Consider the following 19318-nt stretch of genomic DNA (forward strand, 5'->3'; position numbering starts at 1 on the left):
TGATTCAGGTCAGCAGCAATTTTAACATCGACCCGTAAAATAGCCTCTTTAGCCCGATGCACATAACCAGTAACTGTCATTAATCATACCGATAAATAGCTAAGCCACTCAATAAAGAACTCATCATGTTACTTATCCAGACATGTACAGTTCCACAGGCTAGCACATTAAACCACACTGCATTCATTTTCCTATGGATTATAGGAAGGATAAAAGATGTCAGAGTGACTTGATGACCGGGGAGCCTTATGCAACAGCCCTACAATTACGATGTAATCATCATTGGCTCTGGCGCAGCCGGACTGACCACGGCACTGCAGCTGCCTGATGATGCCAGAATAGCCATTTTCAGCAAAGACTCATTAAGCGCTGGCTCAACCTATTGGGCGCAGGGAGGCGTGGCGGCGGTATTGGACCAGACCGGTGACAATATTGACCAGCATGTGAAAGATACCCTCACCGCGGGAGCAGGCCTGTGTAACGAGTCGGCTGTTCGACATATCGTGGAGAATGGCAGAGAGAGTATTGAGTGGCTGATCAGCCAGGGCGTACCATTCACACCGGATAATACCGCTGACCGGCCCTTCGACTATCACCTGACACGGGAAGGTGGACACAGCTCCCGCAGAATCATTCACTCCGCAGATGCCACTGGCCGGGCTATTTCAGATACCTTAGTGGAACAAGCAAGGTTCAAGCCGAACATAGACCTTTACGACCATCACCTGGCTGTAGACCTGATCACCACCAGCAAACTGGAACCTCAGATTCACCAGCATGAACCGCGCTGCGTTGGTGTCTATATACTCGATCTTCTATCAGATCAGGTGCATGCCTTCAAGAGCCGCTGTACCGTGCTTGCCTCCGGAGGTGCCAGTAAAACCTACCTTTATACCAGTAACACCGATGGTGCGTCCGGAGACGGCATTGCCATGGCCTGGCGGGCAGGCTGCCGGGTTGCCAATATGGAGTTTAATCAATTTCACCCGACCTGCCTCTACCACCCAAATGCCAAGTCGTTTCTGATTTCAGAAGCCGTTCGGGGCGAAGGCGGCCTGCTCAAACGGGCCGATGGCAGCCGGTTCATGCCAGACTACGACCCCAGGGAAGAGCTGGCTCCCAGAGATATTGTGGCACGGGCCATTGACCATGAAATGAAGCGCTTGGGGTCAGACTGCCTTTACCTGGATATCAGCCATAAGCCGACGGAGTTCATTCGCTCTCATTTTCCAACCATTTACGAGCGTTGCCTCAGCTACGATATCGACATCACCAGAGACCCAATCCCTATTGTTCCTGCTGCCCATTATACCTGTGGTGGAATACTGGTTGATAAAAACGGTCAAACCGACGTACAAGGCCTTTTTGCCGTTGGTGAGTGCAGTTTTACCGGCCTGCATGGTGCTAATCGGCTGGCCAGTAATTCACTGCTGGAGTGCTTTGTCACTGCCAAAAGCTGCGCCCGGATAATACGCGATACCATTCATCAATACCCACAACCACCCTCTCTGCCGAACTGGGATGAAAGCCAGGTAACAGATTCCGATGAAAATGTGGTTATCTCTCACAATTGGGATGAACTTCGCCGGTTTATGTGGGATTACGTGGGTATTGTCCGCACCACAAAACGTCTGCAAAGAGCAATGAATCGCGTTGAGTTGCTCCAATCTGAAATTCATGAGTTCTACAGCAATTTCAAAGTCAGCAATGACCTGATAGAGCTGCGCAACCTTGCCCAGGTATCTGAGCTGATTATTCGATGCGCCATGGCCAGAAAAGAGTCCCGCGGTTTGCACTACACGCTGGATTACCTTCATACGAATCCTGTTCCTGAAGACACGATTCTGGTTCCAGAGAACTTCAGGGGCTGTTGACGTTTTGTGGATGTTCACCGTATCCGATCCTGAAGAATAACTTCAGGTATTACAAAGGCCACAGTTGATAAAGACAGCAATATCAAAATGAAGACATTCAGGCCTAACACGATGGGCATAAACTATATGTGCCCATCGCCCTTGCCACCAAACAGAGAGTGAGACTCAAGCATCAGCCTCAGCCTGAGACCATGCAGCTCAACCGGGTCAGCACTGTCTGGAAACAGAATCAGGCAGGAAGGATACCGCTTACCTTCAACTTTCAACTTAAAGCAAATCAATATTGAGGTGACAACAATCTCCCCCTCAGGCCAGGCGCGATACCAGGCACCGGCAAGATTCACCCGCCACTGATCTTCCAGCAAACGAATTACAGAAATACTGGTCGGAAGACTCTGAGCAATAAATTGAAGGTAGTGTCGATAGAAATGCAAGGCGAGAACCATGGCCAGGGCAAATTTGACAACAGGCCAGACTGAACAGAGCCACAGTGCAACACAAGCAGCACCGTGGCTGATAAGCATCAAAACAAGGTGGTAACGGGAACTTCTTACATTAACTTCACAAAGACTCGCCTTTGTAACGCCCACGCTCCAATACTCTGTCAACCATGCGGCTAAGAGCCTGATCTTCAGGCCTTGTACCACTCATAAACCAACTGAAGAGGTCCGGATCTTCACACTCCAACAGGCGAACATAGGTTAGCTGATCAGCTTCACTGAGCTCAGACAGAGCCTCTCTGGTAAAAGGTTCCAAAAGCACGTCAAGCTCAAGCATCCCACGACGACTTCGCCACTGCAGGCATTTCAGCTCATTTTCACCCAGCATCTTAGAATAACTCCTATTATGGATTTTGCCGGTTATTATACCTTTAAATTCGCAGCAATAATCTTCTATTATGCCAGCATCTATTAAATGCAATTGCGGCAACCAGATAACAAGGTAATCAGATGACCACCGACTGGAAGACCTACTTAACAACTCAGGGCGCTGTTTATAAAGAAGAGCGGTTGACAGGCTTTGCCAAAACACCTCAGACACTGGATGAAAATTCTGTCTCAGTACTCTCTGGCCACAGCTTTATCAAAATTGACGGTACCGATCGCCAGAAGTTTTTGCAGGGACAGATTTCAACACATATGCTTCAGCTGGCCACTCATCAATACAGCACCGGGGTGGCATGCTCCCCTAAAGGACGGATGTATACCAGTTTCAAAATCATGGACAATGGTGAAGACTACCTGTTGACCATGAATTCAGGTCTGACTGAAACCTCTCTCGACACTCTGAAAAAGTACGCGGTTTTCTTTAAGGTTAATCTCACCAGCCAACCAGAGCACATGGTTCTCGGCCTGTCCGGAGCCAATATCGACACCCTGCTGACCAAAATGTTCCCCGACTCATCACTTCCAGAGCAAAACGAAGTCATCAAAGTCTCCGGCAATGGCTACCTTATAAAAGTCCCTGGTATCAGAACTCGCTATGAGCTTTGGCTTCATCAGGATGACCTTCCTTTGTTATGGCCAGAACTGACCAAAGAGCTTACACCTGCAACGGAAGATTTCTGGGCGTTACTGAATATTGAGTCAGTTATTCCAGAGCTTTGTCAGGAAACCATCGATAAATACATTCCCCAACATCTCAATCAACCCTCCCTTGGCGGAGTCAGCTTCAGAAAAGGGTGCTATACCGGGCAGGAAATTGTGACCCGAATGCAAAACCTTGGGCAGCAGAAAAGCCGGTGTTACTGGTTGAGCCTGGAAAGTACCGAACAACCTGACATTAACACCCGACTTTACAACAGTGATGGTAAACCGGTTGGTGAAATCATTCAGCGTGCCCGTAATGTCGAAAACGGCAACATTGAATTACTGGCGGTTATTCGGATTGAAGCGGCTGAAGCCAACGATGTCTTTCTGGATACAGAAAAAAACCATCAGCTGCAGGTTCATGAAATACCCTATGCAATAGATCCAAAGGCCGAACTGCAAAAATAGTCGCCCCAGCCAATACCACTCACCCAGAGTCATGACTGGGTGAGTGGCAAGCTATCCGCTGATATTCTTTTTGATTTCCACCAGCACCCCATAGGCTTCGTCAAAGTCGTAACTGATAACAGCATCCTGAAATAACGTCAGCTCTTTGTGGTCAATCTGATCTTGCAGCCCCTGAATGATCGTTGGCAGCAGAGAAACCACATCCACATCACCTTCACTGAGCTTTTGCTCCATCTCATCAAGCAGCTCATTCAGCTCACCAACGGCAATAGATCCCTCCCCGGCGGGTTCCAAACCTTCTTTTACCGGCGGCAAATGTTCAAGGCCTTCCATCACCTGCTCAAAGGCCAGCACAAACGAGTCCATCAAGCTATTGTCAGGCATTTCAAATTGTCTGCGTAAACTATGCTCAAGTTGAGCAGCCTGATCATGCAGGCTGCTTGCCCCTAAATTACCGGCAACCCCTTTCAATGCATGCACCAACTGGCAAGCCTCATGCCATTTGCCGGTTTCCAGAAGCCCTTCTAATTGGATCAGATCTTCCCGCTGGCCATGATAGAAGTCTGTCAACAGCTTTTCATAAAGCGCCCGGTTGCCCTGAAGCCTCTGCAAACCATCGTCTACATCTATTCCCGGCAGTTTCAGGCAGGACATATTCTCTGATGCCTGTGGCAACGCAACAGTCTGATGCACATCGGTTTCTCCTGCCTGCAACCAGTGACGCACCATCTGCTTGAGAGCAGCAGGACTTAATGGCTTGGAAATATGATCATTCATTCCAGCCTGCAAACAGCGCTCCCGATCTCCGGTCATGGCATGTGCAGTCATGGCAATAATTACCAGTTTATCTTTGCCAAGCTTTCGCCTGATCTTCCGTGTTGCCTGATACCCATCCATTTCAGGCATCTGAATGTCCATAAAGACCAGGTCAAAGTCTTCGTGCTTCACCCGCTCTACCGCTTCGGCACCGTTCGTGACCATGACGACCTCAAGCCCCATGCCCTGTAACAGCTCACGGGCAACCTGGCGGTTGATTTCATTATCCTCAGCCAGCAGTATGCGGCCTTTAGGCATAATCTCGCAAAATCGAGCTTCTTCGATGATTTCAGTTTTCGGATTATTCTGACACTGCAACAGGCGCAGAATAGTCTCTATCAAAACACTGTGATTGACCGGTTTAATCAGAAAAGCATCCACTGTACCTGAGGCTTTTGCCATCAGCTCTTCCCGACCATAGGCCGAAACCATCATCAGTTTGGGTTCCGGGGCAAGATTGAGTTTATGAATACGTTCTGCCAGTTCAATGCCATCCATATCCGGCATTCTCCAGTCAAGCAGCACCAGGGAAATGGCCTTATCAGCACCGGAATTCTTCTCTTTCAGCAACGCCAGCGCTTCATCACCATGTTTACTTTCCAGGGTTTCGCATCCGGATGTTTGCAAATGACTGATCAGAAGTGCTCTTGCTGCCGGGTTATCATCCACCACAAGCACACGAGTCCCGGCAAGGGACTGTTCCAGTACCTGAACCTGATGGGCAACACCCAGTTCAACGGTAAAGCAAAAAGTACTGCCCTTGCCGGGTTCTGAATCAACAGAGATTTCCCCGTTCATCATGTACACAAGGTTCTTACAGATAGCCAGCCCCAGCCCGGTACCACCAAACTTCCGGGTTGTTGACCCATCAACCTGAGAAAATGACTGAAATAACTTACTCTGCTGCTGTTTACTGATACCAATACCCGTATCGGTCACCGAGAACTGCAGTCTGACCACATCCTGTCTGCTACTGACCAGCGTGACAGACACATTGACTTCGCCTTCACTGGTGAACTTGAGGGCATTATGAGTCAGGTTGATCAGTATCTGCCCAAGCCGGAGCGGATCACCCCGCAGATGTCTGGGCACATCCGACTGAATATCGTAAGTCAGTGTCAGGCCCTTTTCTCTGGCCTTGATGTTGCTGAGGTTATAGACATTGTCAAAAACGCCCCCAAGGTCAAATTCAATATTTTCCATATTGAGTTTGCCTGCCTCAATTCTTGAGAAGTCAAGAATATCGTTGATGATACCCAGAAGATCATGGGCAGATGACTGAATTTTACTGATGTAATCCCGCTGCTGATAAGAAAGCCTGGTTTCCTGAACCAGATGACTCAAGCCAATAATGGCATTCATCGGCGTACGGATCTCATGGCTCATGCTGGCCAGAAAATTACTTTTTGCCTGATTGGCCTGGTCAGCAACTTCTTTCGCCTTGCGTAACGCTTCTTCAGTCTGTTTTCGATCGGTGATATTGCGCCCGGAAGCAAAGAGGTACCCTTCTCCCTCATACTCCATATAGTTCGCAGTAATCTCCACTGGAAAAACAGTGCCATCGGATGTTTTTCGCAGCGTTTCATAGGTCATACCTTTTCTCAGCACCAGCTGCTCCCAGAGCTTTTTCCAGGAACTCCGGGTAACCGCCGGGTTAATGTCCATGATGGACAGTTTCATCAACTCTTCCTGGGAAAATCCCAGGGCTTTACAGGCAGACTCATTGACATACTTGTGGTAACCATCCCTTCTGAACCAGTGAATATGATCACCGGCACTATCGAGGGAGAAACGGGCCATCGACAGCTCACGTTCCCGTTCAATCTGGTGAGTAATATCCACGGTTGTACCAATGACCCGCACGGGTTTCCCCAGCTCATCCCTGAACACCACCTTCCCTTTGCTGCGAACATTACAATAACTGCCGTCTTTCCTGCGGATACGGTAAACAAACTGGAACGAGTTATCGGAAGTCTCCAGCTGTTGTTCAAAAAAATGAATGGTGGAAATTTTATCCTCTGGATGAAGCTGCTGTCGCCAGGTCCTGATATTGCCCAACAGTTCCCCGGGCTGGTAACCCAGCATGGTTTGATATCGGGGGCTTAAATACATGTCATCTCTGAGGACATCCCAGTCCCAGAGACCATCGGAAGCCGCATCCATTGCCAGCTGGTAACGTTCCTCACTGACTCTTAAGGCATCTTCCGCATGTTGACGATCACGGGCAACCGCCACCAGCTCACCCATTCGATGCAGCAAATCCATTTCATGGATATAGACCTGATATTTTTCCGGCGTATTGATCAATCCAATACCACCAACCACACGACCAAACAGCAACATAGGGGCATAGACCGCGATGGAAATCCCCAAATCATCCAGAATGGCAGCACCTTCAAGGTCCCCCTTCTGCAATATTTCATCACGAATAAGAATGTTGCCCTGATCCTTTTTCACCTCGCCATAAACACCGGTAAAGTCATGGTCAAACAATGACTCAAAGGCCGCAGGATCAGGATCAGGCCTGGCTGACCAATAATGTTCGATACGAGCCCGGGGCTCCCAGGAGAAGATACAGACAGCTTCAGCGTTGAGATGGAGCCCAAGCCGACTCAGAAAATAGTCATTGGCCCGATGCACCGGCTGGTCCATGAAATGCCTGGAAATATCACTCAGCAGCCGGTCCAGTTCGGAACGAATCCGCAGCCCTTCTTCTGCTTTTTCACGGTCAGCAATCTCGATGGTTAAACGACGATTCCAGTAAACAATAAGAATCAATGTCACCAGAATCAATACCAGACCAATAAACAACTCTTTATGAGGGCGCCACATGCCTCCCTGAATCGACAGCCAGCTGCTTTCAAGAGCCTCCCGGTCTTCCGGAGTAATGGTATCCACCGCTTTTTCCAGAATAGAGGCCAGTTCAGGAGAGTTGTTTCTCGATGCCATACTGAAGTCATAATTAAAACCCGCTTCAGCAACCACCTGCAAGTTGGTTATTTTCATGCGCTCGATTTCATAACTTGCAGAAGCCAGGTTGACCACCATGGCATCAAGAACTCCGCTGGCAACCTGATTCAAGCCTGTGGCAATATCCGGCATCTTGACAAAATTGATGCCTGGGTATTTCTGCCGGAAGATTTCATAAGTGACATAACCTGGCGTAAAGCCAACCCTTTTCCCATTTAAATGGCCCGGAGAACGGATGCTTTTGTCAGAAACACGGGCAAGGATCACGGCCGACACACTGACAAATGGTTTGGTAAAATTCAGATAACGGCTGCGCTCTTCCGTTTTCTGCAACATCGCAACGGCGTCAACATCATGGCGATACGCCTGAATCAAGGCATTGGTCCATACGGGATCCTGATAAAGCTGAAAGGTGATGCCCAACCTGTCTTCCAACAACTTGAGGTAAGCTATGGTCATTCCCTGCCATTGGCCCCTTCTATCAACATAAGAAAATGGCGGTTTATTATTATCAACCAGAACACTGATGACCGGATTTTCACCTAACCAGCGGCGCTCTGAATCACTCAGTTCAACCACTGAGCCGCTGTGGCGAAAATAGCGATCTCGACTACTGATAATCCAACGGTTTTCAATGGCACGGTACTCATCCGGAGTGATGGCCCGAAAGCCATTATTCAACTCCGGCAATAAGTCTGCCGACCTGTTCAGCAAAAGACCAGCCCCAACCGCCTCATTCAGATTAAAGTACTCGCTGGAGTTCACCTCACCCACCAGCCCATGGCGATTCAGGGCAGACTGGACAATCACAGGTTCGGCAAGAAATGCGTCTATTTCTCCAGAGAACAGGCTCCCAATCATCTCGGAGATAGTGCCATGTTCAATGGGATACGCATCCGGCAACCAGCGGCGAACGAATTCCTCAGGGCTTGAAGAACCGATCACACCCAGCTTTTTACCATTTAAATCCGCCCCGGGATCACCCAGGTTGCTGTCAGGGCGAAAGTAAATTCGAGTATTCAATCCATAGTAAGGATTTGACAGCGCCATCCACTGGCTTCGTTCCATCGTCGGAGACGCGGCAGCAATAACGTCGACCTTACCTTTTTGCAAAGCATTTATGTTTTCACCGATAGGGCCCATTCTGAATTTAATCGGTGTTCCTGTTTTTTCTGACCATAAATTCCAGATATCAACAAACAGGCCTGAGGGTTTACCCAGTGCATTGATAAAAGAGAGCGGAGAAAGGTCGGCCTCCAGGGCAACGACCAGACTTTCAGGGTGACAATGCGTAAACCTGAACAGCTCTTCAATAAGATCTGCTCTGTCCTGATCAGAAATTTTCGCCACCCCATGCTCAATATAACGCACAAGATCTGTTCGACCCGGGGCAACAATGGCCTTGACTTCAACGGGTGGCAAAGGCGTTGGCACCACCTGAAATTCATCTTTAACACCCAGATTATGCAAGTAGTAGCTCAAGCTTGTACGGCCGCCAAGTATCGCGTCGATCTCACGTTTGGATACTGCTGTGGCCATAGATGAGCCTGAAGTGAAGGGCATGACAACAGCTTCTGCATTAAAGCTTTTGAGGCAGGGCTGACAGCTATAACCTTTGATATAGCCAACCCGGAGTTTCGCAAGTACCTCCTCAAAGCTACTTATCTGACTGCTTTTTCTTACAAAGAGAACAGGAACAAACGAGTGAATCGGTACACTCTCCAGACCATTCTTGCGCAAATGATCCTGCATGCCCGGTGGCAGGTAAGCCAGAATATCAACTTCTGCCCCCTTAAGCTGTGCTTCAATTTTTTCCGGAGAAGACACCACAAACTGTATATCAATGTTGCTTTTTTCCGACCACAGTTCCCAGAAGTCATGAAACACACCGTCGGCCTCTCCCTCATCATTGGTAAACATCCAGGGCGAATCATCGGCAAAATAAGCAATTTTGATCGGCTTTTTATTACCCTCTGCATAAAGCCCCGTACTGATAGGCAATATCAGGAAAAACAGCAGGAGTGATATCAAAGTCCATAAAATCGTTCGGGAATAACGGCTCAGTGCGAAGGGCATAGTAATTCGGGATAAGTCAGGGAACCGGAAAGCGGGCATATCTTACCCTGTATCCAGACAATCACCTATCAAAGAAAATATAAATTCGGTTTTTTGCTAAAATAATCGTGACAATAACTATCAGGTGAACACCATGGCAACCGAACAATTTTCCACCGAACAAATTAATGCCAGTAAAAAAGCCATTGCCCGGGCTAAATCATTGATGGATTCCATGAAAATGCTGAAGAAAAAACTGCATCTCAGTGAAGGCTGCGGGCAACGCTTCCTGCAAAAGACCAATCCTGACCTCGCGCTGTTACAAAAAGCCGAACAGGAAATTAATCAATCCTACAGCGGCAAACCGGGCAATAGTCAGCCGACCAGCGCAAAAAATAAAACGGGGTTGTTAAACAATATTCTCCGCCGGGGACAGGCCTGAGTTTCCACCAATTCGGTTGACAGCATGGTGGATAGCGCCGACAGTAGCCTTATCTATCGGTTAATGACGACGTTTCCCTGTGCTGACCATATACCATTCCAATCATCTGGATGTGCTTAAAGACCTTCTGGTCGAGCTTTTTCGCCAAAACCCTCCGAGCAACCCCCTGGAAGATGAACAGATTCTGGTACAAAGCCCCGGAATGGCCCAGTGGCTCAGACTGGAACTGGCGAAAGGGCTGGGTATAGCCGCCGGTGTCAATTTCCCCCTGCCGGCCAGTTTCCTCTGGCAAATGTATATCCGCATCCTGCCGGACGTGCCACGCCGATCCGCCTTCAATAAGGAGTCAATGACCTGGAAGCTGATGGACCTCCTTGACTCCCTGAAACACGACCCGGACTTCTATTCATTAACCCAATACCTGGCAAGCGATGATGACGACATTCGGAAGTTTCAGTTGTCCGGAAAAATTGCTGATATTTTTGACCAATATCTTGTCTATCGCCCTGACTGGATTCTGGACTGGGAACAGGGGAATGATACCAGCACAGCCACCTCTGACCAGCCCTGGCAGCCCAAATTATGGCGTGCCCTGGTCTCAAGAACGTCTGAACTGGAACAATCCCCCTGGCACAGGGCCAATATGCACCACCGCTTTCTTGAGGCTATAGCCAATAATGATTGCAGCTCACAGCTGCCACGGCGGTTGTTTGTCTTCGGTATTTCTGCCCTGCCACCGCATTTTGTCGAATCCATCGAGGCAATGTCCAGCCAGTGCGATGTGCATTTAATGGTCGCTAACCCCTGCCAGCACTATTGGGGAGATGAACGGGACCCAAAATATCTGCGCCAGCTGGCAGCCCGTAAACTGCTGGATCAAAAGAAGCAGCAGGATAAAGGCTGGTTCAGTAAAGAGGGATTATCTCTGGACAACCTGGACTCCATTGGCAATCCGCTGCTGGGCTCAATGGGCAAGCTTGGCAGAGACTACTTCCACCAGCTCCACGGCCTGGATGCTTTTGATATCGATGTCTTTGTCAGCGACCACAAAGATACCCTGCTGGGCAATCTGCAAAAGGACATCTTCGAACTGCACGACCGCACAGCCCAGGGCCAGAAAACGGAGATGCCAAACGATCAGTCTCTGCAATTCCATAGCTGCCATAGCCCACTCAGAGAGGTGGAAATACTGTATGACCATCTGCTTGATATGTTTGAACAAAACCCGGAACTGACACCCAAAGACATTGTCATCATGCTGCCGGATATCGACAGCTATACCCCGTGGATTCAAGCCGTATTTGGCAGCATGGATGACCAGCGTCGTATCCCCTGGGCCATTTCAGATATCAGTGCAAAAAACGAGCACCCTGTCCTGTCAGCACTCCTTAAACTGCTGGAGCTGGACAAAAGCCGCTGCTCCGCCCCGGAGCTTATGGAGCTGTTGGAAGTGCCCGCCATTCAATACCGTTTCAACCTGACCACCGGTGATCTGGACATTCTGAGACAATGGACCCATGAGTCGGGTATACGCTGGGGTTTAACCCCTGCCCACCAAACCCGGTTTGACCTGCCAGAACTGCAGGCCAACTCCTGGTCATTCGGGCTCAGAAGGATGCTGCTGGGCTATGCCATGCCGGAAAATACCGGCGTCTATGATGATATTTTGCCGATGGACGCGGTTCAGGGCATGAATGCAACACTGGCAGGCTATCTGGCCAGTTTTATTGATAGCAGTGAGCAATTACTCGATGAACTGGATAACACACGAACCATTGAACAATGGATCCAGTTCACTCATCAGCTGCTGGATCGCTTTTTCCTTACCAGCTCGGAAGAGGATGACGCAGCGCTCACACTGGTCAGGGATACCCTGTCTCACCTCTATGAACAGCTGCAGGAAGCCGGGTACCAACAACCATTATCACGCAGTGTCTTTATCAGTTATCTGACCGATCGCCTCACTCAGGAGCGCAGCAGTCAGCGCTTCCTCGCTGGCCAGGTCAATTTCTGCACATTAATGCCCATGCGCTCCATCCCGTTCAGGGTTGTCTGCCTGCTGGGTATGAATGACGGTGCCTATCCCCGCAGTATTGCCCCGGCCGGATTTGACCTGATCGCCCGCCATGGCAGGCGTGGTGACCGCTCACGCCGGGTAGACGACCGCTACCTGTTCCTGGAGGCTCTGCTTTCTGCCCAGGATACCCTTTACATCAGCTATGTTGGCCGACGGATACAGGATAACAGTGAGCGCATTCCTTCCGTGCTGGTCACCGAACTGCTCAACTACTGCGAGCAGGGTTTTGACCTGAAATCAGAACAGTTGGTTATTGAACACCCTCTGCAGCCGTTCAGCCACAGAAACTTCTTGAATCAGCCTGAGCCCGACCAGCGAGGGCACACTTTTCACAGCTACATTAAGGAGTGGTTACCGGCAGCCAGTCGCACTGAAGAAAAGCCAGGCCAGTTTATTCAGACGCGCCTGCCGGATGAAGAGGGAGTTAACCTCAACGACGTGGAGCTTGCCGAGCTGTTGAGATTTTACAGCAACCCCAGTCGCTACTTTTTTAACCGCCGCCTGAAAGTCTATTTCTCCGTTCAGGACCAGGCCCTGGAGGAGACCGAAACATTCGCCATGGAGCCGCTGGAGAATTACCAGCTGAAAGCCGGGATTCTTGACAGTCTGATTAACGAAGAAGCCCCCGAACGTCTTCTCAGCCGACTGCACTCTTCCGGCAAGCTGCCACACTCCGCTTTTGGCCAGATTCTGCTGGATGAGCAGATAAAAGACCTTACCCCAATGGCTGACAGGTTAAGCCTACAGCTGGAAAATAGCGCTGAAGACCGGGAAGTGAACCTGCAGCTCCCCCACCTCGAGCATCAGCCCCCTCCGGTTCATCTGACCGGCTGGCTGAAAGGCTTTTCTGCGTCTGGCATGATTCGCTACCGCCCTGCCAGTTTTAAAGGTAAAGATCTGATCAGAAGCTGGATTGAGCACCTGTGTCAGTGCACGACCGAAAATCCAACCGTGACCCGGATTCATGACCCGGAGAAAGAGCGCCTGTTGCCGGTCATCCCAAAACAGGAAGCGGAACAACACCTGTCCACACTGATCCATTACTTCCAGATGGGTCAGAACCTGCCGCTGCCCTGGTTCCCGGAAACGGCCTATAGCTGGTTGAAAGCCGATCCGGATGACAACCCGGACAAGGCAGAAAAAGCCGCCGAAAAAGCCTTTGCCGGAGATGACTTCCATGTGCGGGGAGAGTGCAGTGATGACTATATACAGCGGGTCTACCCTGAGCTGACGCCGGTATTTACTGAAATGACCAGCCTTACCAGAGAGATTATGGCTCCTGCGTTTGACTGTTTGCAGGAGGAACAGCCATGAGCCAGTCAACAGCCATGAGCCAGTCAACAGCCACTGACCACAAACACCTGGTTCCGGAAACACTGGACCCACACGCCCTGCCACTGCACGGCGTCCGCCTGATCGAAGCCAGTGCCGGCACGGGCAAAACCTATACCATTGCCAATCTCTATCTGCGCATACTGCTGGGCCATGGCAGCGATAAAACACAACATGAAACCCCGTTAACCGTTGATCAGATACTGGTGGTTACCTTTACCGAAGCGGCCACCGGCGAATTGCGGGATCGTATCCGGGCCAGAATTCACCAGACCCGGGATGACTTTATTGCGGGAACATCCAGCGACCCGTTTATTCAGCAGCTGATTGAGGATATGGATCAGCCAGAACAGTGTCAGGCACTGCTGCTGGCTGCAGAACAGCAGATGGATGAGGCGGCGATTTTCACCATCCACGGCTTCTGTCAGCGCATGTTGAAACAGCATGCGTTTGAAAGTGGCACACTGTTCTCCAGTGAGCTGATTACAGATACCGAGCCCATGTTACAGCTGAGTGCTGCGGACTACTGGCGCCGGCATTTCTATCCCCTGGAAAAACCGCTGGTGAAACTGATCCGCAACCTCTGGAAAACACCCAACGACCTGCTGAGTCATGTGCGCAGCTGGCTGCCCCTGTCAGATCTGAAACTGGCCGGAGACCAGGTACCGGAATCCATGGAGGAATTCAACAGGGTCTATCTGTCACCCGCCAGTGAGTTAAAGACACTCTGGCAAAACGATCAGGACACCATCGCCGACCTGTTGCGTAACTGTGGCCTGCGTAAAGACCGCAAACCGCTGAAACGTCTTGGCCAAATGAACAGTTTTCTTGTCTCTGACGATCTGATTCCCAATCTGGAAAAAGACAGTTGGGAGATCTACGGCACCAAAGTGTTACAAAAGAGCCTGTTAAAAACCGGCAAGCTGCCCGAGCACCCGATTTTCCGGAAAATTGATGAATTCCTGGATTTGCCACTCTCTCTCAAGGAGGCGCTTCAGGGCCTGATTACCCGGGATGCACTGCAACATATCAAACACCAACTGACACAATTGAAAGCCAGCCGCTATCAACTCTCCTTTGATGACCTGCTGACCAACCTGGCCAATGCGCTGTTTCCTGAAGGCAATCTTGAAGGCAATCTTGAAGGTAATTGCGAAGAAAAGGCCGGTGACGGCGAACTGCTGGCCCAGGCGATTCGCAGCCAGTATCGCATTGCCATGATTGATGAGTTTCAGGATACCGACCCTCTCCAGTATCGCATTTTCAACAAGATCTACATGGAAGGCGGTGACCCCGGCGTCGGCCTGTTTATGATCGGTGATCCCAAACAGGCCATCTATGCCTTCCGTGGTGCCGATATCTTCACCTATATGCAGGCCAGGCAACAGGTACACAGCCATTACACGCTGGCTACCAACTGGCGTTCAAGCGATGCCATGGTGTCTGCGGTGAATACGGTATTCCAGCATTCACCGTCCCCCTTTATCTATAACGACAGCATCCCTTTTGAACCCGTTCACCCATCACCGGGTGCCGCGCAGAAGCGCCTTTATCATAAGGGGGAAGCACTACCGGCAATGACCCTGTGGCTGCAGCAGCCCGTTGATGGACCCACCATCAATGCCGAGCGCTATCTGGATACCATGAGCCAGGCAACCGCCACCGAGATCAACCGCCTGCTCACCGCCGCAGACCGGGGCAACTGCCAGATTCACAACGGCGACCGGCAAACACCTCTACAACCCGGTGATATTGCCGTACTGGTTCGCAGTGGCCGCCATGGCCAGAAGATTCGCGAGGCCCTGGCCGCACAGAATATCGCCAGTATCTACCTGAGCAATCAGGACTCGGTATTTGCTGCACGGGAAGCGTCTGACCTGGAAAAAGTCCTTCAGGCCTGTCTGCAACCCACCAGCGAACGGGTGTTGAAAGCGGCGCTGGCCACCACGCTTTTCCATCTTGATGCCCGGGCCCTGGATGCACTCAATGTGGATGAACAAGCCTGGGAAAGCGCGGTAGAAGAGTTCACTCACTATGGCGAACTCTGGCAGAAAAAAGGCATCCTGCCCATTTTACGCCAGCTTGTCTTCCAACGGAAAATCGCCGAACGACTGCTCTCATTCCAGGATGGGGAACGGCGTCTGACCGACCTGCTGCACCTTGGCGAGTTGCTGGCGGCGGCCAGCCTGGAACAGCAGGGAGCATCCGCCCTGGCTCGCTGGTTTTCCGAACAGGTCATCAGACCTAATCAAAACGCCGATGATCAGCAGCTGCATCTGGAGAGCGAGCGGAACCTGGTCAAGATCATTACCATTCATAAATCCAAGGGGCTGGAATACAAGGTGGTCTTTATCCCCTTTCCATGCCATCTGCGCAAAGCGGACTCCCCCCTGTACCATGACCCGCAAACCAGTGAAACCTGGCTGGCATTAACCCCCTCGGAACAAGCCTCAGCCCTTTCCGAGAAAGAGCGTCTTGCAGAAGACCTGCGCCTGCTCTACGTTGCCCTGACCCGTTCGGTCTACTGCTGCTACCTGGGCATGGCACCCTACAAATCGGGAAAAGCCGGTAAAGAGGGTAAAACTGATCTGCATCAAAGTGCGATTGGTTACTTGCTCAACCAGGGCTCAGAGATCGTCAGCCAGGATCTGAACCTGTTGCTGGAGCAAGTGGCCGGGCAATGTGATCATCAACAGATCGTGATTTCTGCGCCACCAGCCGACACTCTCCCACCCTATGCTCCAGTGAATACACAAGAAGCGTCGTTAAGCCCACGGAATTTCACAGGAAATATTGAAAGAAACTGGTGGACCACCAGCTACTCGGCGCTTTCACGGCATGCATCACATCGCGCTGAGACACCGGCCGTTGCCAGTAATGAATCGCCAGGGTTTGATACTGATGCCATCAATGAACAACATACGGCCCTGGATAACCCGCAGTCTGAAGCCAACCCTTTAAGCCTGTTCAACTTTCCTAAAGGGGCTCAACCGGGAACGTTTATGCACAGCCTGTTTGAAGAGCTGGATATGAACGCATTGCGTTGTGCAGACAGTGACGCCTATCTCGACAGCTTTCTGGTGGATAGCCACGCCAGGGCAGGTTATGGCGAAGAGTGGCTGCCCGCCACCAAAGGTATGTTGTTAACTTGCCTCAACGCGCCGCTGGATAAAGACAATCTTCGTCTTATAAATCTGCCAGATTCCGCTCGACGGGTTGAAATGGAGTTTTACCTGCCTATCGAACAGCTTAACCCCCAGAGCCTTAACCAGCTGGTTGCTCAACACGATTCACTGAGCGCCAGGGCCGGAGAGCTGCAGTTCCAACGTATGAAAGGCATGCTGAAAGGCTTTATTGACCTGACCTTTGAATATCAGGGGCGCTGGTATGTACTCGATTACAAATCAAACTGGCTGGGAAATAACATCAGTGATTATTCCAGGGAAGCCATGGAGAAAGTCATGATAGAGCATCGTTACGATCTGCAATACCAGCTGTACTCTCTGGCATTGCACCGACTGCTCAAACAACGTTTACCGGATTATGACTATGACCAGCATTTCGGTGGCGCTATCTATCTGTTTCTGCGCGGCGTGCAGATGAATGATCCTGAGCAACACGGCATATTCAGCCACAAGCCCTCCTTCCAACTCATTAATGGTCTGGATCAGCTGTTCCGTGGTAAAGATAATCAAACAGAGGAGCTGATAAGATGTTAAATCAGCTGCAAATACTGGAACAGCAGGGGATTATTCGTGCCCTGGATTACCAGTTCGCCAAACTGATCCACTCCTTGAATCCCGATCCATTGCTGACTCTGGCCGCCGCCAATGTCAGCTTTGAGCTGGGCCAGGGCAATGTCTGCATGTCTCTGGCATCGGACTTCAGCCTTTTTGGTCTGGATGGGCAGGAAAGTTCCGAACTGATGGATACCGTTGCCATTCCAAAAGACCAGTGGCTAACCCGCCTGAAACGGACTCAGGTTGTGGGTGAAGGCAGTGAACCAACACCCCTGGTTCTGGATGATGGGCGCCTGTACCTTTATCGGTACTGGCAATACGAACGCAGTGTCGCCGGTTTTCTCAACAGCAGAAACACCGAAACACTGGATACCGATGAAGCCCTGTCGATTTTGCAGAGACTCTTTAACAGGGATTACCACTTTGTCCTGCAACAGTGTCAAGGGAAGTCCGAAGCCGCTCAGAAAGCTGAGCTTATCAAGTGGCTGGATATTGAGTCCGTTGATACGCTTGACTGGCAAGCCATTCTAAACTCGGTTAATCACGGCGCTGATACCGATACCCTTAATTCACTGATTCCCGAGTCGGCGTGCCTGAACTGGCAGAAAATTGCTGCGGCACTGGCCGCCAGTCGCTCATTTTCCGTGATCAGTGGTGGCCCGGGAACCGGCAAAACCACAACCGTTACCCGACTGCTTGCACTGCTTACAGAGCTGGGCCTGAAACGCCAATCCCCTCCGGACATCAAACTGGTTGCCCCAACGGGCAAGGCAGCAGCCCGTTTAACCGAGTCCATTGGCGGCGCACTGGCAAAAATAAACTGCAGTGACACAGTAAGAGAAAAGATCCCGACTCAAGCCGGAACACTGCACCGTTTATTGGGCGTCATTCCCGGAAAAACCGGTTTCATCCACAATAGAAACAATCGGTTACACCTGGATATTCTGGTAGTGGATGAAGCCTCCATGATTGACCTGCCACTGATGAGCCACCTGCTGGAAGCACTGCCAGATCATGCCCGGTTAATTCTGTTAGGTGACCGTGATCAGCTTTCGTCAGTGGAAGCTGGCAGTGTCCTCGGTGATATCTGTGCAGCCGCCAGCTTTGGTTACTCAAATGAACAACGCAATCTGCTGGAAAGGTTAACCGGGCATGATCTTGCTAAAATGGAGCCTGCACAAACCAGGACAAACCTTGCCGTTTCCGACAGCCTCTGCCTGCTGCGCAAAAGCTACCGCTTTGATGCCCATTCCGGTATAGGGAGTCTGGCCAAAGCTGTAAACAACAATGATCAGCGATCTCTGCAGCAGGTATTTACCTCAGGCTTTGACGATATTGAGCGCTTTTCCATCGCCGGGGACTCTGATTATCAGCAACTGATACAGCAGTCCGTTGAATCCTACCGACACTACCTGGAACTGATTCAACAGACATCAGCACCTCATCATATTCTTGATGCCTTTAACCGGTTTCAGGTGTTATGTGCCTTGCGGGAAGGTCCCTACGGTATTTCAGGGCTAAACGAAGCAATACAAAAAGCCCTGCAAGAAAAAGGCCTGATCGACGTGACTGGACAATGGTATGAAGGCCGCCCCGTTTTGATCACCCGCAATGATCACGGGCTCGGCCTGTACAATGGTGATATCGGGATTACCATCAGAGGCTCTGATGGCCAGCTCCGGATCGCTTTCCAGTTGCCCGATAAACAGGTCCGGCAGTTTCTACCCAGCAGACTTCCTGAGCATGAAACCGTTTTCGCCATGACCATTCACAAAAGCCAGGGTTCTGAGTTTGCCGATGTTGTCATGGTGTTACCGGATAAGGACAGCCCCATCATCACCCGTGAGCTTGTCTATACGGGGATTACCCGGGCCAAATCCAGGCTTACGCTTTTTGCCGAAATGGATATCCTGATCAAAGCTGCAAAGTCACCCACCAAGAGGCAGTCAGGCCTTTATCAGCGGCTGGTTCAATAACAACCTGACGAAAACCACAGAGATCACAAAACCAGAAAA

At 50.6% G+C, this 19318-nt stretch carries 9 protein-coding genes; 6 read left to right on the top strand and 3 right to left on the bottom strand.

Features of this window, described 5'->3' with window-relative positions; genetic code table 11:
• Nucleotides 1–248: 248 nt before the first annotated feature.
• Nucleotides 249–1874, top strand: a complete 1626-nt coding sequence (nadB, locus tag CX664_RS07905; RefSeq protein WP_101746215.1) for an L-aspartate oxidase — start codon at nucleotides 249–251, stop codon at nucleotides 1872–1874.
• A gap of 122 nt (nucleotides 1875–1996) precedes the next feature.
• Here the strand turns inward: nadB and CX664_RS07910 are convergent, their stop codons facing one another.
• Together CX664_RS07910 and CX664_RS07915 are read right to left on the bottom strand one after the other, a co-directional pair.
• Nucleotides 1997–2464 carry a protein YgfX gene (locus CX664_RS07910; protein WP_180966421.1) on the bottom strand — a complete coding sequence of 156 codons (468 nt, stop codon included), beginning with the start codon at nucleotides 2462–2464 and terminating at the stop codon, nucleotides 1997–1999.
• Entirely contained in the window at nucleotides 2436–2702 is a 267-nt protein-coding gene (locus tag CX664_RS07915) for an FAD assembly factor SdhE (protein ID WP_163370676.1), read from the bottom strand. Before CX664_RS07915 ends, CX664_RS07910 begins: the two co-directional genes overlap by 29 nt.
• A 122-nt stretch (nucleotides 2703–2824) precedes the next feature.
• Between CX664_RS07915 and ygfZ the strand changes: the two genes are divergently transcribed.
• Nucleotides 2825–3871 (top strand): CAF17-like 4Fe-4S cluster assembly/insertion protein YgfZ, encoded by a 1047-nt coding sequence (gene ygfZ / locus CX664_RS07920; RefSeq protein ID WP_101746217.1) that lies wholly within the window; start codon nucleotides 2825–2827, stop codon nucleotides 3869–3871.
• Between the two features lie 51 nt (nucleotides 3872–3922).
• On the opposite strand, the gene CX664_RS07925 is transcribed toward ygfZ, so the two are convergent.
• Nucleotides 3923–9772, bottom strand: coding sequence for a response regulator (locus tag CX664_RS07925; RefSeq protein WP_101746218.1), 5850 nt, complete (start codon nucleotides 9770–9772; stop codon nucleotides 3923–3925).
• A 94-nt stretch (nucleotides 9773–9866) separates the two neighbouring features.
• Here CX664_RS07925 and CX664_RS07930 point away from each other — a divergent pair, with 94 nt between their 5' ends.
• The 4 genes from CX664_RS07930 to recD all read left to right on the top strand — a co-directional run bounded on the left by CX664_RS07930 (nucleotide 9867) and on the right by recD (nucleotide 19279).
• A complete protein-coding gene (locus CX664_RS07930; protein WP_101746219.1) occupies nucleotides 9867–10154 on the top strand; it encodes a hypothetical protein in 288 nt (95 codons plus the stop codon).
• A gap of 79 nt (nucleotides 10155–10233) precedes the next feature.
• Entirely contained in the window at nucleotides 10234–13545 is a 3312-nt protein-coding gene (gene recC, locus CX664_RS07935; protein ID WP_101746220.1) for an exodeoxyribonuclease V subunit gamma, read from the top strand.
• Nucleotides 13542–17282, top strand: coding sequence for an exodeoxyribonuclease V subunit beta (gene recB, locus CX664_RS07940; protein WP_219622145.1), 3741 nt, complete (start codon nucleotides 13542–13544; stop codon nucleotides 17280–17282). Before recC ends, recB begins: the two co-directional genes overlap by 4 nt.
• Nucleotides 17276–19279 carry an exodeoxyribonuclease V subunit alpha gene (gene recD / locus CX664_RS07945; RefSeq protein ID WP_101746221.1) on the top strand — a complete coding sequence of 668 codons (2004 nt, stop codon included), beginning with the start codon at nucleotides 17276–17278 and terminating at the stop codon, nucleotides 19277–19279. Before recB ends, recD begins: the two co-directional genes overlap by 7 nt.
• The last annotated feature ends 39 nt before the right edge of the window (nucleotides 19280–19318 follow it).

Source organism: Endozoicomonas acroporae (assembly GCF_002864045.1).
In the GTDB taxonomy this organism is placed as follows: domain Bacteria; phylum Pseudomonadota; class Gammaproteobacteria; order Pseudomonadales; family Endozoicomonadaceae; genus Endozoicomonas; species Endozoicomonas acroporae.